The following is a 26,282-nucleotide window of genomic DNA, read 5'->3' as shown; positions in this document are numbered from 1 at the left end:
TTAGAAAACAGGAAAAACAATGCGTAAAGATACCCGTTTCAAATTCAATGCCTACCTGTCCCGTGTTGCGGAGCTGAACGGCGTTTCCACCGACGATGTGGCGAAGAAATTCACCGTCGAGCCGTCGGTCACGCAAACCCTGATGAACACCCTGCAGATGTCATCCGCGTTTCTGACCAAAGTTAATATAGTTCCGGTCGACGAGCTGAAAGGCGAAAAAGTCGGGGTAGGTGTTAACGGTACGATTGCCAGCACTGCCGACACCGCCGGTGATGATGAGCGTAAAACAGCTGATTTCAGTGCACTTGAGTCCAACAAGTACGAGTGTGCACAGGTTAACTTTGACTTCCATATCCGCTACAAACAGCTTGACCTGTGGGCGCGTTTCCAGGACTTCCAGACCCGTATCCGTGACGCGATTATCAAGCGTCAGTCGCTCGATTTCATTATGGCCGGATTCAACGGTATCGAGCGCGCGGATACGTCAGACCGCAAAAAGAATCCGATGCTGCAGGACGTGGCTGTGGGCTGGCTGCAGAAGTACCGCAATGAAGCGCCAGCGCGCGTGATGTCAAAAATCACCGACGAGGAAGGTGCGGTTATTTCCGATGTGATCCGCGTGGGTAAAAACGGTGACTATGAAAATCTTGATGCTCTGGTCATGGATTCAACAAGCGAGCTGATTGACGAGATTTACCAGGATGACCCGGAGCTAGTCGTCATTACCGGCCGTAAGCTGATGGCGGATAAATATTTCCCGCTGGTTAACAAGTCTCAGGAAAACAGCGAATCGCTGGCCGCTGACATCATCATCAGCCAGAAGCGCATCGGCAACCTTCCAGCTGTGCGTGTGCCGTACTTCCCGGCCAATGCGCTGATGGTGACGCGTCTCGACAACCTGTCTATCTACTTCATGGATGACGCGCACCGTCGCAGCATCATCGAAAACCCGAAGAAAGACCGCATTGAAAACTACGAGTCAATGAACATTGACTATGTGGTCGAGGCTTACGCCGCCGGTTGCCTGATTGAAAACATCACGCTCGGTGACTTCACTCCATCTGCAGCACAGGAAGGTGGAGAGTAAGCCATGACGAGTCCCGCAGCGCGTCACATGATGCGGGTCTCGGCCTCTGAAACTGCGCAGCGGGTTGCTTCGCCGCTGCGCAATGCAACTGCTTATGAGCAGATGCTGGTTAAGCTGGCCGCAGACTGTCGCACACTAAAACAAATCCGCTCAAACGAGAATAAGGCCGACAAAAAGCGCGAGCTGCTGCCGTTCTATCTGCCGTGGGTGGCTGGCGTCCTCGAAAACGGCAAAGGTGCGCAGGATGACATCGTGATGACGGTCATGCTGTGGCGTCTCGATGCCAACGACATCGCCGGGGCGCTGGAGATTGCCCGTTACGCGATGACCTATGGCATGACCATGCCGACCGGGCGACGCCCGACGCCTTATCTGCTGACCGAAGAGGTGGCACTCGCCGCGCAGCGCCTGCGCGATGCAAAGCAGTCGGTTGAACTGGCGAACCTGCTCGACACCCTCGTATTGACTGAGCGTGCAGATATGCCCGATATCGTGCGTGCGAAGCTGCACAAAATCACCGGGTATGTGCTGCGAGACGCTGAGCAACTGCACGAGGCACTTGCGCACCTGCAGCGTGCGATCCAGTTAGAGCGCAGCATTGGGGTGAAAAAGGACATTGAGCAGTTAGAGCGCCAGCTCAGGCCAAAACCCGAACCTGCACCCAAAACCAAAACGACTCAACCACGCACGCGCAAAGCTGCCGCCAAACCGGCGGGACGGCGCGGGCGCCCACCAAAGGCGGCAAAAGCCGCAGGTTAACCGAGCGCTCCCCGAGCCGGGCGGCACGCCGGTCAATGCGGGTATCAATTGCCCTGACTGCGACCGGCGTCCACCGCCCACCTATTACCCGAGGTTGTCATGACGACGCTGATTATTGAGCAGAACAAAGAGCCGCAGGATGTGCCGGGCGTGGTGATACCGCCGCCGGGTGTGAGCGAGCCGGTAATCAAAAACACCCCGTTTTACCCTGATGTTGATCCGAAGCGTGTGCGCGAAGAAATGCGCCTTGAGCAGACCGTTTCCCCTGTGCGCCTGCGCCGGGCGATTAAAACCGCCATCGCGGAGACTAACGCGGAGCTGGGCGAGTGGCGCGAGCGTCAACTCGATGCCGGTTACGCCACGCTGGCTGATGTCCCGACCGACGAGCTCGACGGCGAGAGCGTGCGCGTTTTTCACTATTTCAACGCCGTGTGCTCAATGACGACCGCCACGCTGTATGAGCGTTTTCGCGGCGTGGATGCGACCGCCAAAGGCGATAAAAAGGCCGACAGTATCGACAGCACTATCGATGAGATGTGGCGGGACATGCGCTGGTCAGTCGCGCGCATCCAGGACAAGGCGCGCTGCATTGTGGGGCAAATCTGATGAAAGCCTATGCGCTGCAGGGCGACACCCTCGACGCGATTTGCGCGCGGTACTACGGGCGCACTGAGGGTGTGCTCGAAACCGTGCTGGAAGCGAATCCCGGACTGTCTGAGCTAGGCGTGATTCTGCCGCAGGGCACGGCGGTCGAACTGCCCGAGGCCGACAGCGCGGCCAGAACTAAAACGGTGAATTTATGGGACTGAGTATGGAGAAAATCACCACCTTTATTGCCTATTGGCTGGCCGTTGCGCTGGCCTATTTCGGGGCAATGTCACCCGAAAAGGTGGCGCTTTATGTGGGGGTCGGATGCGCCATTTTTACCGCGCTGACGAATTACTGGTTTAAACGAAAAACCTATCGCTACCTGACATCACTTGGACTCGATAAGGGGGCAATTCGTGGGCTCAATCATTAAACGATGCAGTGTGGCCACAGTGCTGGCGCTGGCGGTGCTGATGCCTGACTTTCGTCTGCTTAACACCTCGCCCGAGGGGTTGGCGCTGATTGCCGACCTCGAAGGATGTCGCCTGACACCTTACCAGTGCAGCGCGGGAGTGTGGACGTCAGGCATCGGCCACACTGCCGGGGTAGTACCGAAAGGGGAAATCACCGAGCGTCAGGCGGCGGCGAACCTCGTCGCGGATGTGCTGAACGTCGAGAGGCGTCTGGCGGTCTGCGTGCCGGTGGAAATGCCTCAGCGCATTTACGACACACTGGTCAGTTTCTCATTCAACGTGGGAACCGGCGCGGCCTGCCGGTCGACGCTGGTCTCGTATATAAAACGCCAGCAATGGTGGCAGGCGTGCGACCAGCTCACCCGATGGGTTTATGTGAACGGCTCTGTTAACAAAGGGCTGGAAAACCGACGCGCGCGTGAGCGTGCTTACTGCATCAGGGGCATTCCATGAAAGTGACGTTGTTTTTAGTGGCCGCACTGATTGCGGTTGTGCTGTGGCAACGCCACGAGAACGGCAACCTGACGCGCTCTTTTGAACGGGCGAACAAGGTCGCCACCGAACAAAAAACCGCGATCGGAATGCTGAAAAATCAGCTTTCAGTGTCGCAGGGAATTGCCAGGCGAAATGAAACCGCGCAGGTCAGTTTACGCGGTGAACTGATTGCCGCCGGTGCGATGGCCGTGCGACGTGAAGAAACTATTACGAGGCTGATAAATGAGAATGAAACGTTACGCCGCTGGTATAGCGCTGAGTTGCCTGATGTTGTGCGCAGGCTGCACACCCGCGCCGGTTGCGCCTCCGCCGGTCATTGTTTACAGCGCGTGTCCGAAAGTGAGCTATTGCCCGATGCCGGGAAGCAACCCGGCGACTAATGGCGACCTGAGCGCCGATATACGCAGGCTTGAGCACGCGCTTACCGCCTGCGCGCTGCAGGTTGAAACCGTCAAAGACTGTCAGGATAAACTCGATGAAGAAAGCACACAGCCTGCGCAAAGCGTTAACTGACGCCGTCCCGCAGTTAAAAACCAATCCCGAAATGATGCGCATCTTTGGCGATGAGGGGAATATCGATGCGCGTCTCGCGGCCTCGCTTTCACACGAAAAGATTTACACCCTGAATGTGATCGTGTGTGATTTTGTGGGCGACCCGGATCTGATATTCGTGCCGGTGGCCGCATGGCTCAGGGAAAACCAGCCGGATATCTGCACGCTCGATGAAGGACGAAAGAAGGGCTACCGTTTCCAGATGGATTTAAACGACGGGGACAGTGTCGACATCAGTATCAGCCTGCAGCTCACCGAACGCACCCTCATCAAAGAGGAAAACGGCGCGCTGCATGTGAGCTATGCCCCTGAGCCGCCATTGCCTGAGCCTGTCACCCGACCAAAAGAGCTCTATATCAACGGTGAACTGGTGAGCAAGTGGGATGAATGACTTTAAGCCCTTTGACGACCAGCTCGCCGGGCTGCTTGCTGCCCTGTCACCTGCAGGGCGCCGACGGCTTGCCGGTGAGATTGCAAAGGAGTTGCGCAAGTCGCAACAGCAACGTATCAAACAGCAAAAAGCCCCGGACGGTTCACCGTATAAGGCGCGAAAACGCCAGCCACTCAGGGCAAAGAAAGGGCGTATAAAACGGGCGATGTTTCAGACTCTGCGCACAAGCCGGTACATGAAAGCCAGCGGCCGCGAAAATAGCGCGGTGGTGGAATTTTCTAGCAACGTACAACGTATCGCGCGTGTCCATCAGTATGGCCTAAAAGACAAGCCCAACGCGGGCTTTCAGCATGTGCGGTATCCGGAGCGTCAGTTGCTTGGATTCAATGAACAGGATAAATATATTGTAGAATCTTTAATTCTTACATATTTTAAGAAAGCACCACTATGATTTTAGATTTCTAAAGTATAAATGCATTAAGTTTGCCTGCACGTTAATGCAGGCAAGCTTAAATGTTAGTTATGGCTGTTTATTTGTTGCTGTTTGTTTGAGGCTGTTTATAAGTGATGCTATTTGAGTTATTCCATCAAATGTTGACGGCATTTTTTCTTCGGATGCCATTATGTTTGAAAATATAATATCTTCAAATTTTCTTAAGAGATAATTGTTTTCGCCTTTGATTTCTTTTGCGTATTCGGCGTAGCTTTGAATGAAACAACATAAGCTTTTCCTTAGCTCAATTTGCACCTGTTGTGCTTTGATCGAATTGTAGTTGCTTATGGCAACTTTAAAATAATAGATAAATATAAGAGTGATTGAGGCTACAGGGATTAGTTTGTATAATTGAGCAGTGATTGGATGTGTGTCTTTTGAAAGTAACATATATGCCATTTCGAGTATCAAAGGGATTGGCATTAGTATGCTAATGCCAATTAGTATATTTTTTGCCCAGCGCATTTCGATTTTTTTAAGTTCTCCCAACCTAAAGAATCCATCGTATAACCCAACGAAATTGAAGTCTGCCTCTTGCCTTAAAATAGCATCATTCAATTTCTGAACTCTACTTTCCTTCTCTTCTATATCTTTTTTCCATTTAAGTATCATGCTCTCGGATTTGCTGACGTTTTCTATAAAGTCGCGGCATATTTTAACATCTTGAGCTACTGATAACCGTCTTACAATTCTACTTGGCATTACCATTAAACTTCTTTGTATGGATTGTTTTGCTGAAGGATCTAATTCGTCAATGTAATCTATGCAGAAGTCTTTAAATTCAAGTGTTATGTGGTCATTAAGATAGCTGTCAAACATCTCGGCTTCGAGAGCAAACTCAAAGCAAATAGCAAGCGTCTTGTCTATTTCATGGTTTGTCATATGGCAAGCGCTTATGCTGAACCCAAGTTGCCTGCCTTTGTTTTCTATTGAGTGCTCTGTTCTGGCATCCCATTCGACACACTGAGAAATAAAACTTTTAAGCAATTTTGAGAGTGTTTTGTGCCTTTTTTTTTCAAAATTGGTCTCCAGTTTTAGAGTGGAGAGTTCATTAATATATACCTGAAAGGATTCTTTCATTGTCTCGTCATCAAAATAATTCCTTGTCATCCTTTCCTCTATTTTCTGTGGTGTGTTGTATGGTTACTACCCCAACAAGGGCAAGTTTAACTTTCATGGGGTTCAATTCATTATGCAATTATGAAGACACAACTCAATGAAATTCTCAGGCAAGTACGCAACATACTACGCCTTGGCTATATCTCCGACGTCGACCTCGTTGAGGGGTTGTGCCGTGTCCAGACCGGAGGAATGCAAACCACCTGGCTGAACTGGCTCACCTGTCGCGCCGGTCGCTCGCGGGTGTGGTGGGCTCCCTCGGTCGGTGAGCAGGTGCTTTTGCTCGCTATAGGCGGCGAGCTCGACACGGCTTTTGTGCTGCCGGGCATCTTCTCTGATGACCATCCCGCGCCGTCGTCCTCACCTGATGCGTTTCACGTTGCCTTTCCTGACGGGGCGGTCATCGAGTACGAACCCGAAAGCGGGGCGCTTACCGTGACAGGTATCAAAACCGCCGACGTGACCGCGTCGGATTCTATTACGGCCACCGTGCCGGTGGTGCTGGTGAAAGCGGCAACCCGTATCACGCTCGATACACCCGAGGTGGTGTGCACCAACAAGCTGATAACCGGCTCGCTCGAAGTGCAGAAGGGCGGAACGATGAAAGGGAATATCACTCACACCGGCGGGAAACTAACCTCGAACGGGGTGCAGGTGGATGACCACGACCACGGCGGCGTCGAACGGGGCGGAAGCTGGACGGAGGGTATTAAATGACGGTGCGTTATCTGGGTATGAACAGCCAGACCGGGCTCAGTATCTCTGAGGTCGAGCATATCAGGCAAAGCGTGCGCGACATTCTGGTCACGCCGGTTGGATCGCGCGTCATGCGCCGGGAATACGGCTCGCTGTTATCAGCGTTGATTGACCAGCCGCAGACCCCGGCACTGCGTCTGCAGATTATGGCCGCGTGTTATTCCGCGCTCCAGAAGTGGGAGCCGCGCGTCAGCCTGACAACCATCACCTTTGAACGGTCAGACGCCGACGGCGGGCTGTATGTCGATATCACCGGCACGCGCTCGACATCGGGCCAGCCGTTTTCCATCACCATTCCACTGAGTTAAACGCTATGGCAATTGTTGACCTGAGCCAGCTCGCCGCGCCGGATGTCGTGGAAGAGCTGGACTATGAAACCATCCTCGCAGAACGTAAAGCGACGTTCGTCTCGCTTTACCCCGAAGACCAGCAGGAAGCGATTGCGCGCACGCTGACGCTTGAATCTGAGCCGATTGTGAAGCTGTTGCAGGAAAACGCCTATCGGGAAGTTATCTGGCGACAACGTGTCAACGAGGCCGCGCGTGCGGTGATGCTGGCTTATGCCGCCGGTGCAGACCTCGACCAGTTAGGGGCAAACGCCAGAGTCGAGCGCCTTGTGATTACCCCTGCTGATGACACCACTTTACCCCCGACGCCTGCCGAAATGGAGTCGGACACCGATTATCGTCTGCGCATCCAGCAAGCCCCGGAAGGTCTGAGCACCGCAGGTTCAACCGGTGCATATCAGTTTCATGGCCGCAGCGCCGACGGGCGTGTCGCGGATATTTCTGTTATCAGTCCAGAGCCCGCGTGTGTGACGGTCTCGGTGCTGTCCCGCGAAAATAACGGCGTGGCCTCTGACGAGTTGCTTGCCATCGTGCGTACTGCCCTGAACGATGAGGACGTGAGGCCGGTCGCTGACCGCGTGACCGTGCAGTCGGCAAGCATTGTCGACTATAAAATCACCGCATCGCTTTACCTTTACCCTGGCCCCGAAAGTGAGCCGGTGCTCAGTGCCGCGAAAACAAAGCTGCAGGCGTATATCACCGCACAGCACCGGCTCGGGCGTGATATCCGTAAATCAGCCATTTATGCCGCGCTCCATGTCGAGGGGGTGCAGCGTGTCGAGCTGGCCGAACCGGTAGCTGACATCGTGCTCGATGACACGCAGGCGTCATGGTGCAGCGAGTACAGCGTCACCATCGGGGGTAACGATGAATGATACCCGCCTGTTGCCGGTGGGCTCGTCGCCGCTTGAGGTGGCGGCGGCGCGTGCCTGCGCTGACATTGAAAAAGCGCCAATCCCACTGCGCCGACTCTGGAGCGCTGACGACTGCCCGGCAAATTTGCTGCCGTGGCTGGCGTGGGCGTTTTCTGTCGACCGGTGGGATGAGAACTGGCCGGAAGCCACCAAACGGGAGGTGATCCGCGCGGCGCGGTTTATCCATGAGCACAAAGGGACGATTGGGGCGGTGCGCCGTGTGGTGGAGCCGCTCGGCTACCTGATTAACGTTACTGAGTGGTGGGAAGCTAATGACCCGCCCGGCACGTTTCGGCTTGATATCGGGGTGCTTGAAACCGGCATCACTGAGGAAATGTATTTCGAAATGGAGCGGCTTATTGCGGATGCAAAGCCAGCCAGCCGCCATCTTATCGGCCTCACCATTATTCAGGATATTCCGGGCTATCTGTACACCGGATCCCTGACCTATGACGGCGACATCATCACGGTTTACCCCGGATAAGTGAGCATAAAAATGACAGTGAAATATAAAACGGTCATCACCAAAGCCGGTGCGGAAAAACTGGCCGCAGCAACCGTCCCGAACGGGAAAAAGGTGAATTTTACAGCGATGGCCGTCGGTGACGGTGGCGGAACGCTGCCGACCCCGAACGCCAGCCAGACAAAACTGGTGCGTGAGGTCTGGCGTCATACCCTGAACAAAGTCAGCCAGGACAATAAACATAAAAATTATGTCGTGGCTGAGCTGGTCATCCCCCCGGAAACTGGCGGTTTCTGGCTGCGGGAAATGGGGCTTTATGACGACACCGGCACGCTGATTGCGGTCGGCAATATGGCCGAAAGCTACAAGCCAGAACTGGCGGAAGGGTCAGGACGTGCGCAAACCCTACGAATGGTCATTATGGTGAGTGATATCGGGTCAGTCGAACTGACAATCGATACCACGCTGGTGATGGCTACGCAGGATTATGTCGATGATAAGCTCGCGGAGCATGAACAGTCACGCCGCCACCCCGACGCCTCGCTCACCGCAAAGGGTTTCACTCAGTTAAGCAGTGCGACCGACAGCACGTCTGAGACGCTCGCAGCGACACCGAAAGCGGTTAAGGCAGTGCGAGACATTGCTGACGGGAAATATACCGCTCAGGACGCCACCACGGCGAAAAAGGGTATCGTCCAGCTCAGCAGTGCGACCGACAGCACGTCTGAGACGCTCGCAGCGACACCGAAAGCGGTTAAGGCGGTGCGAGACATTGCTGACGGGAAATATACGGCTCAGGACGCTACCACGGCGAAAAAGGGTATTGTCCAGCTCAGCAGTGCAACCGACAGCACGTCTGAGGTGCTTGCAGCAACACCGAAAGCGGTTAAGGCGGCGAATGATAATGCGAACACGCGTTTTCCCATCGCCGGGGGGTGGTTGACGGGGAGCAGTGGTGTCAAAACCACGCTGGGGTCTATTACCTTTGGTGTGGGCAATACCGATGTTTATATCCAGAACGGCACTTCTAATAAATATCTTCAGCTTGGTCATGATGGCGTTCTGAAATATAGCGGGAGTTATATTTACCATGAAGGCCATAAGCCGACCGCCAGTGAAGTCGATGCGGTTTCTGCTGAGAATGGCGGAACGTTCAAAAAAGAAGTCGCATTCAGCGGTGGGTTGAATATACGCAGTGGAACCACAGGGATTTATCCCGGTAGTGATGCGGCAAGTTTTACCAGTGCCAATATGATTTTTAAATCATGGTACGGTATCGGTTTTTATTGCACGCTGCCAGATTCTGCCGGAGATGAAACGGGAATGACCGGGTTTATCAATACCCGGAATGGCCTGTTACAGATGAAAGGGCAAATTATTCCCGGCGATTATGCAAACTTTGACGGGCGTTTTATTAAGCTTGCCGGAAACCTGAATATCACTGGCACGCTTCGTAGCTCAGCAGAGTTTCAATCTACCTCTCAAAATAATTACAGAATCGTAAGCGGCAATTTTGGCACGTTCTGGCGCAATGATGGCTCAAACCTGTATTTGATGTTGACTAACTCAGGTGACCAGTACGGGGGTTACAGCAGCCTGCGTCCTTTTGCGATTAATCTCGCAACGGGTGACGCGACCATAAATAAGCTGGCTCTGGCTAATTATGCCAACTTTGATGCGCGCTATTACACAAAAACGTTAGCTGATGCCACATTCCAGCCAAAGGGCAGTTATGGTGCGCCTGATACCTCCGGGGTTAGCGGAAACGTCCTGTGGTGGAAAAATACGGCGACGGGTGTCATCACCATGATGGGGCAGACTGCAAACGTCGGGAACAGTGGCCGGGTGACCTTCCCGTTTGCATTCCCGACCAAATGTTATGGGGTTGTGCCAACCCGAAACAATGAAACCGGCAACGGTGCAGCAATGCAGCCTTACAGTGTTGATAATACCGGGTGGAATTTGCGAATCGCTGGCGGTGGTACTGAGACGGTAATGTGGATCGCAATGGGAAAATAAGACATGACTATGTATTTTAGCGCGGCAACCAATGGGTTTTATTCTGACCTCTGGAAAGGATCGTATGAAGAGGCGGGGACATGGCCTGCTGATGCGGTAGAAATTTCTGAGAACTGGCATGAGTATCTGGTCAGAAAGCAGGGCGACGGAAAGAACGTGACGGCTAATGAATACGGTCAGCCGGTTCTGGCTGACCAGCCTCCACCAACAACGGAAGAGTTAATCAGCCAGGCAGAAGAGACAAGAGCGACGCTGATGGCATCGGCAAGCGCGGTTATTTTGCCGCTGGAAGATGCGAGTGAGCTCGATATTGCCACCGAAGAGGAGGCGGAAACGCTTTTGCGCTGGAAGCGTTACCGGGTCATGCTGAGCCGACTCGATATCAGCGCTGCGCCATCGATAGAATGGCCTGAATTACCCACCTGACCTGAGCCCTCCACCCGGAGGGCTTTTTGTTTGTTGTGTTATCCCTCCACCAACGGCATTGAATCGCTCCCAGACTGCACACAACAGAAAATAGTTGCTCCACTTCACCACGGAGTTTAACGGATGGGCGACTATCATCACGGCGTCGAGGTCATCGAGATTAACGATGGCACGCGCACCATTTCCACGGTCTCGACGGCCATCATCGGCATGGTCTGCACGGCCAGCGATGCTGACGCAAAGACATTCCCGCTTAACGAGCCGGTGCTGATTACCAGTGTACAAACTGCAATCGGGAAAGCCGGTACAAAAGGGACGCTGGCAAAATCCCTGCAGGCCATCGCTGACCAGTGCAAACCGGTCATTGTGGTGGTGCGCGTTCCCGAAGGTGTCGAAGACCCGGAAGACCCGGAGGCGGCGCAAAAACAAACCATTTCCAACATCATCGGCACGACAGACGAAAACGGCAAATATACCGGGCTGAAAGCGCTGTTAACCGCAAAAACCGTCACCGGCGTTAAGCCGCGCATTCTCGGTGTGCCGGGGCTGGATTCTCAGGAAGTGGCGACCGCGCTCGCGTCGACCTGTCAGAGCCTGCGCGCATTTGGCTATATCAGCGCGTGGGACTGCAAGACCATTTCAGAAGCGATGGCCTATCGCGAGAATTTCAGCCAGCGTGAGCTGATGGTCATTCACCCTGATTTTCTGGCGTGGGACACCACGGCGAATGAAACCGATATTGCATGGGCGACCGCCCGCGCGCTCGGCCTGCGCGCCAAAATCGACCAGACAATTGGCTGGCACAAAACGCTGTCCAACGTCGGCGTGAATGGCGTCACCGGTGTCAGTGCCTCGGTCTCATGGGATTTGCAGGAACAGGCCACCGACGCCAACCTGCTCAATCAGGCCGGTGTGACAACACTTATCCGCAACGACGGCTTTAAATTCTGGGGCAACCGCACCTGCTCAGACGATCCGTTATTCGTGTTTGAGAACTACACCCGCACCGCGCAGGTGCTGGCCGACACGATGGCGGAAGCGCACGCGTGGGCGATGGATAAACCCGTCACCGCAACGCTTATCCGCGACATCGTCGCCGGTATCAATGCCAAATTCCGCGAGCTGAAAAACAACGGCTATATCGTTGACGGTACGTGCTGGTACGACCCGGAATCAAACAGCGTGGAAACGCTGAAAGTGGGGAAACTGTATATCGATTACGACTACACCCCCGTACCGCCGCTGGAAAACCTGACCCTGCGCCAGCGCATCACTGATACCTATCTGGCGAACCTGTCAGAGTCGGTTAACAGCTAAGGAGCCCGGAGCATGGCACTACCACGCAAACTGAAATACCTGAATATGTTTAACGACGGCCTCAGCTATATGGGCGTTGTTGAATCCGTCACCCTGCCAAAGCTGACCCGTAAGCTCGAAAAATACCGGGGTGGCGGGATGCCGGGCTCGGTGTCGATTGACCTCGGTCTCGATGACGATGCGCTGTCGCTGGAATGGACGCTCGGCGGTCTGCCTGATGTCGAGTTGTGGGCGCAGTACGCGTCACCGGGCGCGGATAGCGTGCCGCTGCGTTTCACCGGCTCTTATCAGCGCGATGACACCGGCGCGATTTCCGCCGTTGAGGTGGTCATGCGTGGCCGTCACAAAGAGTACGACGGCGGCGAAAATAAACAGGGGGAAAGCGGCTCGACCAAAATGTCGACCGAGTGCGCTTACTACCAGCTCACGATTGACGGCAAAGAGGTCATCGAGATTGACGTCATCAACATGGTGCTGAAAGTCGATGGCGTCGACCGTCTGGCAGAACACCGTAAGGCCATCGGCCTGTAACCCCTTAACCGGTCAGCCAGGCTGGCCGGTCATCCAACTTTGAAGAGAGCAACATCATGGAAAACATCACCGAAACTGAAAACCCGAACATTGTGATCCTCGATAATCCCGTCATGCGCGGTGAGCAAAAAATCGAACAGGTGACCGTGTTTAAACCCAATGCGGGAACCCTGCGCGGTGTGAGTCTCGCCGCACTGGCAAACTCTGATGTCGACGCGCTGATTAAGGTGCTGCCGCGCATGACTTATCCGGCACTCACCGAGCATGAAGTCACACGTCTGGAAGCATCAGACCTGATTTTATTTGCTGGTAAGGTGGTCGGTTTTTTGTCGCCATCTTCGGCTCGCTGAAATTTCCCGACAACCTGTCGGTCGATGACCTGATGGCGGATATCGCAGTGATTTTTCACTGGCCGCCATCAGAGCTGTATTCCCTGAGCGTGACCGAGCTCATCACATGGCGCGACAAGGCGCTGCAGCGAAGCGGAAACCACCATGAGCAATAACGTCAGACTTGAGGTGCTGCTTAACGCAGTAGACCGGGCAAGCCGACCGCTTAAAGCTATCCAGACCGCCAGCAAATCCCTTGCTGGCGACATCCGCACTTCACAAACCAGCCTGCGCGATCTCAATGCGCAGGCGTCCCGAATTGACGGATTCAGGAAAGCGAGCGCACAGCTTGCCGTGACCGGTCAGTCGCTTAACAAAGCGAAACAGGAGGCCGCTGCGCTGGCCGTCCAGTTTAAAAACACGGAAAACCCCACGAATGCGCAGGCGCGCGCGATGGAGGCGGCAAAGAAATCCGCTGCTGACCTGCAGCTCAAATATAACGGGCTCAGGCAGTCGGTACAGCGCCAGCGAACCGAGCTTGCGCAGGCCGGGATAAACACCCGCACGCTGTCGGCGGATGAGCGCCGTCTGAAATCAAGCATCAGCGAGACGACCGCGCAGCTTAACCGGCAACGTGATGCGCTGGCGCGCGTCAGCCAGCAACAGGCCAGACTCAGCGCGGTTAAACGTCGCTATGAATCCGGGCAACAGCTCGCCGCCGGTGCGCGTAATGCCGGTATGGTGGGTGTCGGGGTGGCGACCGCCGGGCTGTATGGTGCATCGCGCTTTATTGCACCGGGCATCGGTTTTGATAAACAGATGTCAGGCACGCAGGCGATCCTCGGTCTCGATAAAGGGGATGACAAGCTCGCGGCCATCCGCCAGCAGGCGCGCGATATCGGTGCGACAACCGCCTTTTCACCGGGTGACGTGGCACGCACGCAGACCACGCTCGCACGCTCAGGCTATAACGCCGATGACGTGCTGGCCGCGACCGGGTCAACCGTAAACCTGAGCCTCGCGGCTGACGTGGATATCGCCGAAGCCGCCGACATTATCACCAATATGCAGTCGGCCTTTAACCTGCCGACCACGGAGATTGAGCGGGTCGCGGATGTGATGACCAAAGGTTTTACGTCATCCAATACCGGCCTTGTCGAGCTGGGCGAGGCGATGAAGTATGTCGCGCCTATCGCGGAGGCCGCAGGGGCGAGCATTGAAAACACGACCGCCATGCTCGGCATTCTGGCTGATAACGGGATAAAGGGCTCGATGGCCGGTACGGGGGCGAGTGCCATTTTCAACCGCCTGCAGGCACCGATGGGTAAAGCCGTGGACGCCATTGCAGAGTTGGGCGTGAAAACCCGCGACAGCAAAGGGAACATGCTGCCGGTCGAGAAAATCCTCAAAGATATTAATAAGTCCTTCGTGAAAAATAAGCTCGGAACGGCTGAGCAGGGCGAATATCTGAAAGTGATTTTCGGCGAGGAAGCCATGAAGGGGGCGATTAAGCTGGTCGCCGCTGCCGGTGATGGCTCGCTCGATAATAAGCGCCAGCAAATCCGTGACTCGAAAGGCACAACTGAGCGCATTGCGAAAATCCAGACCGATAACCTCGACGGCGACCTGAAAAACCTGCAGTCGGCATGGGAAGACCTGCAGATTGAGGTTTTCGAAAAAGAGGATTCAGCACTGCGCCGCCTGACGGTTTCCGCGACTGAGTGGCTCGGCAAGGTCGCCGCCTGGGCGAAAGCTAACCCTGAGCTTACGCAAACCCTGTTTAACCTTGTCGCCGGTGGGATGGCGCTGATTGGGGTGCTCGGGGGTATTGGTCTGATAGCGTGGCCGGTAGTAACGGGTATCAACATGATTATCGCCGCTGCCGGTATTCTTGGAACAAATCTGGCCGCAATGGGCACGGCCATTGTCTCTGTCCTCGGTGCTATCACCTGGCCGGTTGTGGCCGTGGTTGCGGCATTTGTGGCAGGGGCGCTGCTGATACGTAAATACTGGGAGCCCATCAGCGCATTCTTTTCGGGGGTGGTGGAGGGGCTTAAAGCTGCCTTTGCACCGGTGGCGGAAATCTTTGCCCCACTCGCGCCGGTGTTTGATTCCATCATCGAAAAATTGCGCGGTGTCTGGCAGTGGTTCACTGACCTGATTGCGCCGGTTAAGGCAACGCAGGAAACGCTCGACCGCTGCAAAAATGTCGGGGTGGCGTTCGGTCAGGCGCTGGCTGATGCCCTGATGGCTCCACTCAATATCTTTAACAGCCTGAGCAGTAAGGTCGGCTGGCTGCTGGAGAAACTCGGGGTTATCAAAAAAGAGTCGGGCGACCTCGACCAGACTGCAGCGAAAGCCAGTGCAGCAGCCGGTGCACAAAATGGGTCTTATATCCCGGCAACGTCTGCCTATGGTGGTTATCAGGCTTATCAGCCTGTGACCGCACCTGCTGGCCGGTCTTATGTCGACCAGAGCAAAAGCGAGTATCACATCACCCTGCAGGGTGGCGTTGCGCCGGGTAGCGACCTTGAGCGACAGCTAAGTGACGCCGTCGAGACATTAGACCGGAAAAAAAGGGCGCGTCAGCGCTCAAGTATGCGCCACGACGAATGAGGGCTAAAGCATGTTAATGGTACTGGGTTTATTCGTGTTTGAGCACCGCACGCTGCCGCATCAGTCGATGCAGTATTCGAAGGATTACCGCTGGGCGTCAAACGACCGCGTCGGCAAACCACCGGCTTATCAGTTTCTCGGGGAGGGGGAAACCTCACGCACGCTGTCGGGTGTGCTGTACCCTGAAATCACCGGCGGTCGCCTGTCGCTGACGGCTATCGAACTGATAGCCGACGAGGGCAGGGCGTGGCCGCTGATTGACGGAACTGGCATGATCCACGGCATGTATGTCATCGACAAAGTGACCCACACGCACAGCGAATTATTCAGCGACGGCGCGGCCAGAAAAATCGAGTTTAGCCTGTCGCTAAAGCGGGTCGATGAGTCACTCGCCGCTATCTACGGCGACCTGAAAACGCAGGCCGACAATCTGGTGACGTCTGCCGGTAACTGGCTGGGAGGGCTGGCAGGATGATTACCGGAATGAAAGTACAGGCCGGGGCGCTCATTGCCCCGGCGTTTATGCTCACGCTGGATGGTGACGACATCACGCAGAATTTCAGCGACCGGCTTATCAGTCTGACGATGACGGATAATCGCGGGTTTGAGGCTGACCAGCTCGATATCGAGCTCGATGATACCGACGGGCTGGTCGAGCTGCCGCCGCGTGGTGCAAAGCTGACGCTGTGGTTAGGCTGGCAGGGCTCAGCCTTGCTGAATAAGGGGATTTTCACGGTCGACGAAATCGAACATCGTGGCGCGCCTGATACGCTGACCATCCGGGGGCGCAGTGCTGATTTTCGAGGAACGCTGAACTCACGCCGGGAACAGTCATGGCATGACACCACGCTCGGGGTCATAGTGGAGACCATCGCGGCGCGCAACAAACTGACCGCCAGCGTGGCCGACACGCTGAAAGCGATCCCCGTCCCTCACATCGACCAGACGCAGGAATCAGACGCGGTTTTTTTGTCCCGTCTGGCTGACCGCAACGGTGCAACGGTCTCGGTAAAAGCGGGAAAACTACTATTCCTCAAAGCCGGTAGCGCGATGACGGCCAGCGGCAAATCTATCCCACAAATGACGGTCGAGCGCGGCGACGGCGACCGGCATCAGTTCGCCATTGCCGACCGGGAGGCATACACCGGCGTGACGGCGAAATGGCTGCACACCAAAGACCCGAAACCGCAAAAGCAAAAAGTGAAACTGCAGCGTAAGCCGAAGGTGCAGCACCTGCGCGCGCTGCAGCACCCGAAATCGGCCAAAACCACGACCAAAACCAAAGCCAAAAAAGAGCAGGAAGCGCGCGAGGGTGAGTACATGGCCGGTGAGTCTGACAATGTGCTGGAGCTGACAACCATTTATGCGACAAAGGCGCAGGCCATGCGCGCCGCTCAGGCGAAGTGGGACAAAATACAGCGCGGAGTTGCGGAGTTTTCAATCTCGCTGGCGTTTGGCCGTGCGGATTTATTTCCTGAAACGCCGGTTGCGGTGAAAGGCTTTAAGCGCGTTATAGATGAACAGGCGTGGATAATCAGCCGGGTGGTGCATAACCTCAACGGGAACGGCTACACGACGGGCTTAGAGCTTGAGGTTAAGGTTTCGGATGTGGAGTACGAAAGCGAAGAGATAACACAATAAGGTGTGTTTATATAATTGATATGTAAGGGTTTAATGGTTAAAATTAGCGCATCAAAAACGTTCTGAGGTGCTCGCCATGTTCCACTGCCCAAAATGCCATTACGCTGCCCACGCTCGCACAAGTCGCTATTTTTCCGACACGACCAAAGAGCGCTATCATCAGTGCACAAACATCAATTGCAGTTGCACGTTTGTCACCACTGAGACGGTTGAGCGCTTTATCGTATCGCCGGGAGTAGTAGTACCAGCGGCACCGCACCCGACATTATCCGGTCAGCAACAAATTCACTGGCAGTGACAAAAAGAAAGCCCCGCAAGCGCGGGCCTTTTACTTATATAAAAACATGGAGTGATGTTTTGTATATCGATTATAATTTCGTGTAAATTTGTATTATGGGAAGATACATATCTTGGATAAGGGCAAAACGAGAAGTTAACTACTTAACTGTTACAACTAAGGCTTTAGGACCGATTAAACTTTTTGCGAAAATCGTTGTTTCAAATTTGAGCGCAAAACCACAAGGGCAATGACCTTATAAAAAGTTATTTGTTGATAAAAAGCCATTTAAAGGTTACTTTATTTACAGTTTGTAACTAAAGACTTAACTCGATATAAATTATGCGGGTTTATCTTTCTGTGAAATTTAGAAATTAATGGTGACCACGTGAGGTTAGAGTGTAATGCCTAGTTCTTTGATTCGTATGATAAGTAGACTAAACCCTTTGGGATACGCTTTATTATTTGCCGGTGTTGGTATTTATTCTATAAGATATGATTTAAGTAAATATTTTTATGTGAGTGATCGAATAACATTTTTATTCTCGGTTTCACTTATTGGGTACGGTGTCGCGATCCTGTTACTTAATTATTTGAAGGGTGACAAATATCAATCCGCAGAAAATAGCCTTTTAATGGATGAATTAAAAGTTTTACGGAATGAGTTAGTTCACTCTCAAACATCCAAGAGTGAACTAGAAGAGACTAAGAAAAAAATCCATGCCTTGGAAGATATCCTTAAATCGTTAAAGGAAGAAAAATATCAAATAACTTCAGATGAACGGCAAGAAATACTTGAGGGTTTAAGAAGTAATATACTTTCTGAATCATCAAGTGCTTTAATGAAAGAAATTGAACTTAAATATTCTGAGAGTATTAAGGCCGATAATCAATTAAATAGAGTTCGCGAGCAATTAGATGGTACAAGATTAAGGCTTAGAGGAGAAATTGCAGCACTAGGCCGTCGAGGGAATGTCAATCTTGTAATAGGCGTATTAACAACTATTGTTGCGGTTGGAATACTTGCCAATACAGTATTAAATCTTGAGTTGAAATTACCGAGCGAAACGTTAATAGCTCATCTAGCGCCTAGAATAACTCTTAGTCTATTCATTGAGGTCTTTTCTTTTTTCTTTCTGAAACTCTATAAATCTGGTCTTTCTGAAATCAAATATTTCCAAAACGAGTTAACTAACGTCGAGATGAAATTTATCTCACTAGATATTTGCTTGCGGAGTAAAAGTACGGAGTTAATTAGTGATGTCGTCTGTGAGTTTTCTAAAACAGAGAGGAACTTTATTTTAAACAAAGGCCAGACAACAGTGGAGATTGAACGTGGCAAGTTAGATAATGAAGTTATTAACAATGCTGTATCTTCTTTCTCCAAATTTGTTGAAGTAATAAAAAAATAAGCAATTCATAATTTTTACTGCTTACGTAGGATGTGCATTACAAAATTGACACTTCAAGCCCCGCATTGCGGGGCTTCTCATATCGATGTGGTCAATCTGTGGGCGTGAACTGAAATAAATCCTTTTATTTCAATGTGTTGAAGTATTTTAAAAAGCTCCTGAGGGAGCCTTTTTAACCTCTGCCACATCAACCATTAACTCCCTCTAACTGACCTGGCAAATCATCACACATCTCTTGTAACTCATTGAACAGTCGTGCCATATGGAAACCATCGCACACGGAATGGTGAATCTGCAGGGCGACTGGGAGCAATACTTTTCCGTTTTGTTCGTAGTATTTTCCCAGCGTAAACATCGGGGCGAAAAAGTTTTTCATGTCAGCAACGGTGATATTAAAACTGGTAAATGTTACCCAGGGAATGGCCGAGACGAAAAATATGTTCTCCCGCGACTCTTCCTTTGGCCAGTATGCAAGGTTATCGCCATAGCGTGCCATGTCTTCTGAATAAACGTTCTGGAAGTGATGAATATTGCCATCGTAGTGGCTCCATAAAGACGAAAAAGTCTCCGTTTCATTATGGAAAATCGTATAGTTTGGATGTACTTCATTCCAGATAACTAACTCATTGTTTTTCATCGCCATACGGAATTCGGTATGGCTGTTGACGATTTTAGACAGGAGGAAAATCACCGTAGGGTAAAATTTCCAGCCAGCTTGTTTGATATTTTTAAGCAGGGCAGTAATGTCTATCAGTACCGTCTGGTTAATAGTACTTTGAGCAAAGCCCTGAAATACTTCAAAATGTTCCTTCCTGGCCCAACGTGATAAGTCAACAGGGGTATATTCCGGGATTATTTTTTTCATTTCTTACCCTTTGATTAGCAATAACACATCAAATGTTAGCCTAAATTATTTCTCATGAATGATGTTACCCTAAAGGTCATGAGCCGTTTTGAACGTAAACGAGATTGCGAGATTAGCGCATCCTTATACAGGAAGGAAGTGGTGTTAACTATTTAATTTTTAAGATAATAAAAGTGGATTGCGTAATCTACAGATGTTTGCCTGACAAGCGAATGTCGTAGATTTCCCAAGCCAGGCAGACGTCGAAAATTAGCGCCTGTGTGAGGTTTTTCTTCACCCGCCGGAAAGCACGTCCTGCACAAGCCAGTCATGAAAAATTTTAACCTCACCGCGCATTACGGCGTGTTGCGGTGTGACGACATAATAAGACCATTTTAGCGGCCAGCGATGGGCGGGATGCAGTTGGACAAGCTGGCCGGTTTCAATCAGCTGTTTTACCAGCGCATGGCGGACAATCGCGACGCCACGGCCACTTAGCGCCGATAAAATCACCGCCGAGGTTGAGTTGATGTGCAGGCCGCTTTCCTGTGCCGCAGGCGCATTGACAGCCTTCAGCACATCATCCCAGGAGGGGAAGTCCGCGCCGGGGTGGGGCGTGTCGTCATGAATGAGTTTTTGTGTGGCAAGCCAGTCGCGACAGGCAACTTTTTCGGGGGGCACAAGACGCGGGCTGCACACGAGGATCGCCTCTTCATCCATCAGCCAGGTTTTGTCGACACCTTGCCAGTCTCCCAGACCACAACGGACGCCAATATCGGCCTCGCCGTGTGAGACATCCATCAGTTTCTCTGTCACGTTCAGACGCAGGTCGATGTGCTCATGGGTTTCCGAGAAACGATTTAAACGCTCCATGAGCCAGTTCATCACCAGCACCTGAGACGCCGTAATCACCACAACTGAACGGGCCCGGCGACCGCGCAGTTTGTTCAGCCCCATTTCCAGTTTATCCAGCCCCTGTGTGATGTCCTGTAGCGCATCACGGGCTTCATCAACCAGCGTCAGGCGCTCTTTGCCACTGCGTGTACGGTGCAGAAGTGGATGGCCGACCCAGTCCTCCAGGGAACGAACAAGCTGACCTACGGCGGCTGGCGTTACTCCCATTTCCTGAGCTGCGCCGGTAAAGCTGCCATGACGCGCAGTCGCTTCAAAAGCATGTAGCCATTTCAGTCGGTTAAGGGATCGCATGTATGATTCCTGGTAATCAGTTTTCCCGTTAGTATACGTCATCGACAAAGATTTTCTTTCTTGGAGGGCAATTTCTTCTCAGTCGTCAGTATCGCGCCGTACTGGCATTCTGGCCTCACCCGATGAGGCCTAACGCGTCTCATCAATACCATTCAATTGATTTCAAAGAGGTGAGCGATGAACGCATCTTTTTCCGGTAAAAAACTGTTAGTTGTCGGCGGGACAAGCGGTATGGGGTTTGAAACCGCGAAGCGTGTTCTGCAAGGCGGTGGCAGTGTGGTGCTGGTGGGTAATCGCCAGGATAAAGCCGAGCAGGCCCGCCAGGCGCTTTCAACGGCGGGCAACGTTTCAATTATCGTGGCAGATCTGATGACCGAATCAGGTATGAAACACGTGGTTGATAAGCTCAACGCCGAGCATAAAGATATCAGCCTGTTGGTGAATGCTGCGGGTGTCTTCTTTCCGAAACCCTTTACCGAACATGAGCTGCCCGATTACGACATGTATATGAGTATCAACCGGGCCACCTTTTTCATCACCCGCGATGTTGTGCGCAATATGATCGATGCCGGTATTAAAGGCGCTGTGGTAAATATTGGCTCTATGTGGGCGCAGCAGGCTATCGGCGCGACGCCGTCATCGGCCTATTCTATGGCGAAGGCAGGGCTTCATGCGCTGACGAAAAACCTGGCGATTGAACTCGGTGGTAACGGTATTCGGGTTAACGCTGTCTCACCTGCGGTGGTACATACGCCAATTTATGAAGGATTTATCCCTAAGGACGATGTTAAAGCGGTGATGAACAGCTTCGACAGTTTCCATCCGATTGGTCGGGTAGGGACGCCAGAGGATGTCGCTGAAACCGTTGCTTTCCTGCTCTCAGATAAAGCAGGCTGGGTGACCGGAGCCATCTGGGATGTCGATGGTGGTGTTATGGCAGGTCGAAACGCATAATTAAAAGGCTCCTTTTGGAGCCTTTGGTGCATCAGAACACTTTCTTAAACGGACGCACGGTGACTTTTGCGTAAACGCCAGCGGCCACATACGGGTCAGCGTCAGCCCAGGCTTTGGCGGCTTCAAGGGATTCGAACTCCGCAATAACGGTTGAACCGGTGAAACCTGCCGCGCCAGGATCGTTGCTGTCTACCGCGGGCATTGGGCCTGCGGTCAATAAGCGACCTTCATCGTGTAACAGCTGTAAACGCGCCAGATGGGCAGGGCGTACAGAAAGGCGTTTTTCCAGGGAATCAGCTACATCTTCTGCATAAATCACATAAAGCACGGCGGAGCTCCTTAACCAGTAAAAGTGGCAATTACGTTATGTGAAAGCACAATTGACTGCAATGTAAAGATAACAGCAATGTTAAAACCCTGATCTGAATGCGCCTTTTTTGGCCTCTTATGCGCTTAAATCGCGCGAAGATAAAGTGTCTTATTGAATATGATTGCTATTTGCATTTAAAATCAGGGTCTGGTTTTTTAACTCTGATGATTATGACTTCGATGACCCTAGATTTACCTCGCCGCTTTCCCTGGCCGACGTTGCTTTCTGTCGTTATTCACGGTGCTGTTGTGGCGGGTCTGCTCTACACCTCGGTTCATCAGGTTATTGAAATGCCAGCGCCCGCGCAGCCTATTTCTGTGACCATGGTAACGCCTGCGGAGCTTGAGCCGCAGGTCGTTACGCCGCCGCCACAACCGGTTGCTGAGCCGGAACCCGAGCCAGAGCCAGAAGTTGTCCCGGAGCCGCCGAAAGAAGCGCCGGTGGTGATCCACAAGCCTGAGCCGAAACCTAAACCCAAGCCGAAGCCAAAGCCGGTGAAAAAGGTTGAAGAGCGTCCAAAACGTGAAGAACGCCCTGTTGAGACGCGTACCACGCAGCCGGTTGAAAACGCTGCACCAACGCGTGCCGTGGTCAACAACACGCCAGCGGTAGCAAAACCAACGCCAGCCGCGCCAGCAGGCCCGCGCGCATTGAGCCGCAACCAGCCGCAGTATCCGCAGCGTGCCTGGGCATTGCGCATTGAAGGGCGTGTTCGTGTGAAGTTTGACGTTACGCCAGATGGCCGCCTTGATAACATCGAAGTCTTATCTGCGCAGCCTTCAAACATGTTCGAACGTGAAGTGAAAACCGCCATGCGTCAGTGGCGTTACGAACCGGGTAAACCGGGCAGCGGATTGATTGTGAATATTGTGTTCCGCCTGAACGGCGGGGCGAAAATGGAATAAAAAAAAGCCTCCGTATCGGAGGCTTTTTTTTGACTGGCATTAAATTGCAGGTAGCTGGCGGGGTTTCCCTTGGCTATCAACTGCCACATAAATAAACAGCGCTTCGGTAGCTTTATAACGCTGACCGATAGGCTCGGAAGAGACTTTTTTCACCCACACTTCAATGTTGATCGAAATTGAACTGTTCCCGCGCTTCACGCAGCGCGCATAACAGCAGACGACATCGCCCACGGCAACCGGGCGCAGGAACGTCATTCCGTCAACCCGAACGGTTACCACGCGCCCGTGAGCAATCTCTTTTGCCAGGATCGCGCCGCCCATGTCCATTTGTGCCATCAACCATCCACCAAAAATATCGCCATTGGCATTGGTGTCGGCGGGCATTGCCAGTGTGCGTAATACCATTTCGCCCTGAGGGGCGTCATTTGTTGTCATTGTTTTAACTCGTAACTGAAGACTTCAGGCGGGATGCTACTATGATTTTCGGCTGGTGAGAATAGACCAGAACGCCCGTGGGGTGAGCGTTCTGGTAAAAACTGTCAGTGCTTATCGTCCTGAGGCATGTGGCGGTAAATATAAACACCGCTTAAGAGCGTAAAAATAAGCGTCAGTGCGGTCAGCCCGAAGACTTTGAAGTTGACCCAGATATTCTGTGGCAGCCAGAAGGCGATGTAGATATTGGCCAGGCCACAAAGGATGAAGAACACCGCCCAGGCGATATTCAGTCGTGACCATACTTCCTGCGGGAGCGTCAGCTCTTTACCCAACATACGCTGGATCAACGGCTTTTTCATGACCCACTGGCTGATCAGCAGCGCGCCGGCAAACAGGGCATAAATGACCGTAACCTTCCATTTAATAAACTCATCGTTATGGAAGAACAGGGTTAACCCGCCAAACACGGCGACCAGAACGAACGTGATCAACGCCATTTTCTCAACTTTGCGATAACGCACCCAGCTGTAGATAAGCACGATAGCGGTCGCGACGATCAACGCCGTTGTGGCGGCATAAATGTCGTAAAGCTTATAAAACGCGAAAAACACGACAAGGGGTAAAAAATCAAGAAACTGCTTCATTCTGTGATTCCATCTTCTTCGTTGAGCCGGGTACAGCGACATACCCGGCCATCAGGATTACTGACGAATTAACATATACAGGCGGAACAGGTAGACCAGCAATACCGCTGATATCAGGTTGCTCAGCGTATTCGCCACTACCGCGCCAACGTTTGGCGTGAGTACGGCAAAGTTTGGTGCGAACAGCAGCAGAAGCGTTTTGGCCAGCAACCAGCCGATTACCGCTGGAGCCACCAGGCGCATATTAGACCATGCCAGTTTTATGCTGCTGCGCATAGCGACGAATATTCCCATTTTATCCTGCACAACCATCACCGGTGCGAAGGAAAGAACAATCGCCAGAAGTACGCCAGGCACAACAACCAGCATAATGCCAATCTGAACCAGCATCGTGGTTAAAAAGATAAGGATGAACAGCTTCGGTAAAACGGGTGCGCTGGCGCCGATAGCGCGCAGGGCGCTAACACGCTGTCCCGCAGACACCAGTTGGATCATCAGCAGAACCCCGCCGGCCAGAACGGCGTTGCCAATCAGGCCGGAGAAGGTTGATGCCGCAGAAGCCCGCAGCAGGATTTGCTGCTGTTCGGGAGTCATGTTTTGCACCAGCTCAAATAAGCCCACGCTGCCTGCAAGATTGTCACCCTGACTCAGGCTTGCAATCTGGTCATCACTGGGTGAAAACGCATGGCCAAGCACCACCGTGATAAATGCGCATAGCAACGCTATCAGTAAAAAGGTAATGAACTGATTGCGGAAAAAATTCCCCGTGTCACGGTAGACAGACTTCGCCGTGATAGACATGCACTCTCCTTGAGTATTGCAGGTGTTAATTAGCCGGCAATTGTACACCGGATAAGACTGCGGTGGCAGCATCAAGCCTTGTATGGAAAAGCATATCTTTGTAAAGCAGAGGTAATCCGTAGCGTGCCTTCGCCCGATTACAGGCCTCTTTGACCTTCCCATCCACCCTCGACATTGAACTTTCCCGGCAGGGTGTCGGCATACCTGCACATTAGAACGCATCAAATCAAATGCTGAGATAGCTAAACTATCCAGCTGCAGAAAAGAGAGCAAGAGGGGGAAAGCAGAATATTGTGTCACTGAGGAATGGCAAAAATTGACTTGGAAGCGTGTTACCCCTTTCTGATTAGTTATGAAAAATTAACTCAGATCAATGAATGTTAAATTACTGGTTTTTATGTGATCTGTGTTAGATCACTTATTACTCATTTGTGAGTATATTCTGCTCCGAAATAAAACCACAACGATGGAGCGGATATGAAAAAATTAGCGGTGGCAGCCCTTATCTTAAGCAGTATCTCTGGCGGCGCGTATGCGCATGAAGCAGGCGAATTCTTTATTCGCGCAGGTTCGGCAACGGTTCGACCAACGGAAGGTTCCGATAATGTGTTGGGTAAACTGGGTGGGTTTAACGTCAGTAACAACACCCAGTTGGGCCTGACGTTTACCTATATGGCGACCGACAATATCGGGGTAGAACTGTTAGCCGCAACGCCATTCCGTCATCACGTTGGCACCGGGCCTACCGGTAATATCGCCACGGTTAATCTGTTACCGCCAACCTTAATGGCGCAATGGTATTTTGGCGACTCCAGTAGCAAGGTGCGCCCTTATATTGGCGCGGGCGTAAACTACACAACGTTCTTTAATGAGAAATTTAACGATACCGGTAAAGATGCGGGCCTTTCCGATCTCAGCCTGAAAGATTCCTGGGGTGTGGCGGGACAGGCCGGGCTGGATTACCTGATTAACCGTGACTGGCTGATCAATATGTCCGTCTGGTATATGGATATCGATACGGACGTGCGCTTTAAAGCGGGCGGCGAACAGCAGAGCGTTAGTACCCGTCTGGATCCGTGGGTCTTTATGTTCTCGGCGGGTTATCGTTTCTGAGTATC

Annotated in this window: 35 protein-coding genes and 1 pseudogene; 28 read left to right on the top strand and 8 right to left on the bottom strand. The window is 52.5% G+C overall.

The window, feature by feature from the left end; genetic code table 11:
- Positions 1 to 19 precede the first annotated feature (19 nt).
- The 10 genes from F3J30_RS02425 to F3J30_RS02385 all read left to right on the top strand — a co-directional run bounded on the left by F3J30_RS02425 (position 20) and on the right by F3J30_RS02385 (position 4,796).
- Positions 20 to 1,087 carry a phage major capsid protein, P2 family gene (locus F3J30_RS02425; RefSeq protein WP_166715596.1) on the top strand — a complete coding sequence of 356 codons (1,068 nt, stop codon included), beginning with the start codon at positions 20 to 22 and terminating at the stop codon, positions 1,085 to 1,087.
- Between the two features lie 3 nt (positions 1,088 to 1,090).
- Entirely contained in the window at positions 1,091 to 1,846 is a 756-nt protein-coding gene (locus tag F3J30_RS02420; protein WP_166715594.1) for a terminase endonuclease subunit, read from the top strand.
- Between the two features lie 99 nt (positions 1,847 to 1,945).
- A complete protein-coding gene (locus tag F3J30_RS02415) occupies positions 1,946 to 2,452 on the top strand; it encodes a head completion/stabilization protein (RefSeq protein ID WP_156240060.1) in 507 nt (168 codons plus the stop codon).
- Positions 2,452 to 2,655 carry a tail protein X gene (locus tag F3J30_RS02410; RefSeq protein ID WP_166715592.1) on the top strand — a complete coding sequence of 68 codons (204 nt, stop codon included), beginning with the start codon at positions 2,452 to 2,454 and terminating at the stop codon, positions 2,653 to 2,655. Before F3J30_RS02415 ends, F3J30_RS02410 begins: the two co-directional genes overlap by 1 nt.
- Positions 2,646 to 2,867, top strand: coding sequence for an HP1 family phage holin (locus tag F3J30_RS02405; protein WP_166715589.1), 222 nt, complete (start codon positions 2,646 to 2,648; stop codon positions 2,865 to 2,867). Before F3J30_RS02410 ends, F3J30_RS02405 begins: the two co-directional genes overlap by 10 nt.
- Complete coding sequence (locus tag F3J30_RS02400) at positions 2,851 to 3,360, top strand: lysozyme (RefSeq protein WP_166715588.1); 510 nt, start codon at positions 2,851 to 2,853, stop codon at positions 3,358 to 3,360. Before F3J30_RS02405 ends, F3J30_RS02400 begins: the two co-directional genes overlap by 17 nt.
- Positions 3,357 to 3,782, top strand: coding sequence for an Rz-like lysis system protein LysB (gene lysB / locus F3J30_RS02395; RefSeq protein WP_166715585.1), 426 nt, complete (start codon positions 3,357 to 3,359; stop codon positions 3,780 to 3,782). Before F3J30_RS02400 ends, lysB begins: the two co-directional genes overlap by 4 nt.
- Entirely contained in the window at positions 3,670 to 3,915 is a 246-nt protein-coding gene (gene lysC / locus F3J30_RS22590) for an Rz1-like lysis system protein LysC (protein WP_247650485.1), read from the top strand. The genes lysB and lysC overlap by 113 nt, the downstream gene beginning before the upstream one ends.
- Positions 3,878 to 4,345 carry a phage tail protein gene (locus F3J30_RS02390; RefSeq protein ID WP_166715583.1) on the top strand — a complete coding sequence of 156 codons (468 nt, stop codon included), beginning with the start codon at positions 3,878 to 3,880 and terminating at the stop codon, positions 4,343 to 4,345. The genes lysC and F3J30_RS02390 overlap by 38 nt, the downstream gene beginning before the upstream one ends.
- Complete coding sequence (locus F3J30_RS02385; RefSeq protein ID WP_166715581.1) at positions 4,338 to 4,796, top strand: phage virion morphogenesis protein; 459 nt, start codon at positions 4,338 to 4,340, stop codon at positions 4,794 to 4,796. The genes F3J30_RS02390 and F3J30_RS02385 overlap by 8 nt, the downstream gene beginning before the upstream one ends.
- A 69-nt stretch (positions 4,797 to 4,865) precedes the next feature.
- Here F3J30_RS02385 and F3J30_RS02380 read toward each other — a convergent pair whose 3' ends face one another.
- Entirely contained in the window at positions 4,866 to 5,948 is a 1,083-nt protein-coding gene (locus tag F3J30_RS02380) for a hypothetical protein (RefSeq protein WP_166715579.1), read from the bottom strand.
- 90 nt (positions 5,949 to 6,038) lie between these two features.
- Here F3J30_RS02380 and F3J30_RS02375 point away from each other — a divergent pair, with 90 nt between their 5' ends.
- From F3J30_RS02375 to F3J30_RS02305, 15 genes are all read left to right on the top strand, one after another.
- Positions 6,039 to 6,674 carry a phage baseplate assembly protein V gene (locus F3J30_RS02375; protein ID WP_166715576.1) on the top strand — a complete coding sequence of 212 codons (636 nt, stop codon included), beginning with the start codon at positions 6,039 to 6,041 and terminating at the stop codon, positions 6,672 to 6,674.
- On the top strand, positions 6,671 to 7,021 hold the full coding sequence (locus F3J30_RS02370; protein WP_166715574.1) for a GPW/gp25 family protein: 351 nt from the start codon (positions 6,671 to 6,673) through the stop codon (positions 7,019 to 7,021). Before F3J30_RS02375 ends, F3J30_RS02370 begins: the two co-directional genes overlap by 4 nt.
- 5 nt (positions 7,022 to 7,026) lie before the next feature.
- Positions 7,027 to 7,935: a baseplate assembly protein gene (locus F3J30_RS02365; RefSeq protein WP_166715572.1), complete on the top strand. Its 909-nt coding sequence runs from the start codon at positions 7,027 to 7,029 to the stop codon at positions 7,933 to 7,935.
- Entirely contained in the window at positions 7,928 to 8,458 is a 531-nt protein-coding gene (locus F3J30_RS02360) for a phage tail protein I (protein WP_166715570.1), read from the top strand. The genes F3J30_RS02365 and F3J30_RS02360 overlap by 8 nt, the downstream gene beginning before the upstream one ends.
- A 12-nt stretch (positions 8,459 to 8,470) precedes the next feature.
- On the top strand, positions 8,471 to 10,456 hold the full coding sequence (locus tag F3J30_RS02355; RefSeq protein WP_166715567.1) for a tail fiber protein: 1,986 nt from the start codon (positions 8,471 to 8,473) through the stop codon (positions 10,454 to 10,456).
- 3 nt (positions 10,457 to 10,459) lie between these two features.
- A complete protein-coding gene (locus F3J30_RS02350; protein ID WP_166715565.1) occupies positions 10,460 to 10,882 on the top strand; it encodes a tail fiber assembly protein in 423 nt (140 codons plus the stop codon).
- A gap of 123 nt (positions 10,883 to 11,005) precedes the next feature.
- Entirely contained in the window at positions 11,006 to 12,199 is a 1,194-nt protein-coding gene (locus F3J30_RS02345; RefSeq protein WP_023333467.1) for a phage tail sheath protein, read from the top strand.
- A 12-nt stretch (positions 12,200 to 12,211) separates the two neighbouring features.
- Positions 12,212 to 12,730, top strand: coding sequence for a phage major tail tube protein (locus F3J30_RS02340; RefSeq protein WP_166715563.1), 519 nt, complete (start codon positions 12,212 to 12,214; stop codon positions 12,728 to 12,730).
- A 56-nt stretch (positions 12,731 to 12,786) separates the two neighbouring features.
- Positions 12,787 to 13,080, top strand: coding sequence for a phage tail assembly protein (locus tag F3J30_RS02335; protein WP_166715560.1), 294 nt, complete (start codon positions 12,787 to 12,789; stop codon positions 13,078 to 13,080).
- Positions 13,081 to 13,112: 32 nt separating this feature from the next.
- Positions 13,113 to 13,235 (top strand): GpE family phage tail protein, encoded by a 123-nt coding sequence (locus F3J30_RS02330; RefSeq protein ID WP_006175769.1) that lies wholly within the window; start codon positions 13,113 to 13,115, stop codon positions 13,233 to 13,235.
- The gene (locus F3J30_RS02325; RefSeq protein WP_166715558.1) at positions 13,225 to 15,675 is read left to right on the top strand and encodes a phage tail tape measure protein; all 2,451 of its coding nucleotides are present in this window, start codon (positions 13,225 to 13,227) and stop codon (positions 15,673 to 15,675) included. The genes F3J30_RS02330 and F3J30_RS02325 overlap by 11 nt, the downstream gene beginning before the upstream one ends.
- A gap of 10 nt (positions 15,676 to 15,685) precedes the next feature.
- The gene (locus F3J30_RS02320) at positions 15,686 to 16,150 is read left to right on the top strand and encodes a phage tail protein (RefSeq protein WP_166715556.1); all 465 of its coding nucleotides are present in this window, start codon (positions 15,686 to 15,688) and stop codon (positions 16,148 to 16,150) included.
- Entirely contained in the window at positions 16,147 to 17,316 is a 1,170-nt protein-coding gene (locus tag F3J30_RS02315) for a phage late control D family protein (protein ID WP_166715553.1), read from the top strand. The genes F3J30_RS02320 and F3J30_RS02315 overlap by 4 nt, the downstream gene beginning before the upstream one ends.
- 76 nt (positions 17,317 to 17,392) lie before the next feature.
- Entirely contained in the window at positions 17,393 to 17,614 is a 222-nt protein-coding gene (locus F3J30_RS02310) for a DNA-binding transcriptional regulator (protein WP_166715551.1), read from the top strand.
- Positions 17,615 to 17,997: 383 nt separating this feature from the next.
- On the top strand, positions 17,998 to 19,005 hold the full coding sequence (locus F3J30_RS02305; RefSeq protein WP_166715549.1) for a hypothetical protein: 1,008 nt from the start codon (positions 17,998 to 18,000) through the stop codon (positions 19,003 to 19,005).
- Positions 19,006 to 19,192: 187 nt separating this feature from the next.
- On the opposite strand, the gene catA is transcribed toward F3J30_RS02305, so the two are convergent.
- Entirely contained in the window at positions 19,193 to 19,870 is a 678-nt protein-coding gene (gene catA, locus F3J30_RS02300) for a type A chloramphenicol O-acetyltransferase (protein ID WP_166715547.1), read from the bottom strand.
- 273 nt (positions 19,871 to 20,143) lie between these two features.
- The gene (locus F3J30_RS02295) at positions 20,144 to 21,055 is read right to left on the bottom strand and encodes a LysR substrate-binding domain-containing protein (RefSeq protein ID WP_166715545.1); all 912 of its coding nucleotides are present in this window, start codon (positions 21,053 to 21,055) and stop codon (positions 20,144 to 20,146) included.
- 177 nt (positions 21,056 to 21,232) lie between these two features.
- On the opposite strand from F3J30_RS02295, the gene F3J30_RS02290 reads away from it, so the two are divergent.
- On the top strand, positions 21,233 to 22,009 hold the full coding sequence (locus F3J30_RS02290; protein ID WP_166715543.1) for an SDR family oxidoreductase: 777 nt from the start codon (positions 21,233 to 21,235) through the stop codon (positions 22,007 to 22,009).
- Between the two features lie 31 nt (positions 22,010 to 22,040).
- Here the strand turns inward: F3J30_RS02290 and F3J30_RS02285 are convergent, their stop codons facing one another.
- Positions 22,041 to 22,337 carry a YciI family protein gene (locus tag F3J30_RS02285; RefSeq protein WP_166715541.1) on the bottom strand — a complete coding sequence of 99 codons (297 nt, stop codon included), beginning with the start codon at positions 22,335 to 22,337 and terminating at the stop codon, positions 22,041 to 22,043.
- A gap of 221 nt (positions 22,338 to 22,558) precedes the next feature.
- Between F3J30_RS02285 and tonB the strand changes: the two genes are divergently transcribed.
- On the top strand, positions 22,559 to 23,284 hold the full coding sequence (gene tonB, locus F3J30_RS02280) for a TonB system transport protein TonB (protein WP_166715539.1): 726 nt from the start codon (positions 22,559 to 22,561) through the stop codon (positions 23,282 to 23,284).
- A gap of 39 nt (positions 23,285 to 23,323) precedes the next feature.
- Here the strand turns inward: tonB and yciA are convergent, their stop codons facing one another.
- The 4 genes and pseudogenes from yciA to F3J30_RS22585 all read right to left on the bottom strand — a co-directional run.
- Complete coding sequence (gene yciA, locus F3J30_RS02275; RefSeq protein ID WP_014070524.1) at positions 23,324 to 23,719, bottom strand: acyl-CoA thioester hydrolase YciA; 396 nt, start codon at positions 23,717 to 23,719, stop codon at positions 23,324 to 23,326.
- Positions 23,720 to 23,823: 104 nt separating this feature from the next.
- Positions 23,824 to 24,363 (bottom strand): septation protein A, encoded by a 540-nt coding sequence (locus F3J30_RS02270; RefSeq protein WP_014070523.1) that lies wholly within the window; start codon positions 24,361 to 24,363, stop codon positions 23,824 to 23,826.
- Positions 24,364 to 24,420: 57 nt separating this feature from the next.
- A complete protein-coding gene (locus tag F3J30_RS02265) occupies positions 24,421 to 25,164 on the bottom strand; it encodes a YciC family protein (RefSeq protein ID WP_014070522.1) in 744 nt (247 codons plus the stop codon).
- A gap of 25 nt (positions 25,165 to 25,189) precedes the next feature.
- Positions 25,190 to 25,363: pseudogene (locus F3J30_RS22585) on the bottom strand (YkgJ family cysteine cluster protein); the annotation flags it as partial.
- 278 nt (positions 25,364 to 25,641) lie between these two features.
- On the opposite strand from F3J30_RS22585, the gene ompW reads away from it, so the two are divergent.
- Positions 25,642 to 26,277, top strand: coding sequence for an outer membrane protein OmpW (gene ompW, locus F3J30_RS02260; protein ID WP_014070521.1), 636 nt, complete (start codon positions 25,642 to 25,644; stop codon positions 26,275 to 26,277).
- Positions 26,278 to 26,282 lie beyond the last annotated feature (5 nt).

The sequence above is a fragment of the Enterobacter sp. Tr-810 genome, from assembly GCF_011752765.1.
In the GTDB taxonomy this organism is placed as follows: domain Bacteria; phylum Pseudomonadota; class Gammaproteobacteria; order Enterobacterales; family Enterobacteriaceae; genus Enterobacter; species Enterobacter soli.
This window is presented reverse-complemented; position numbering and strand designations above follow the sequence as displayed.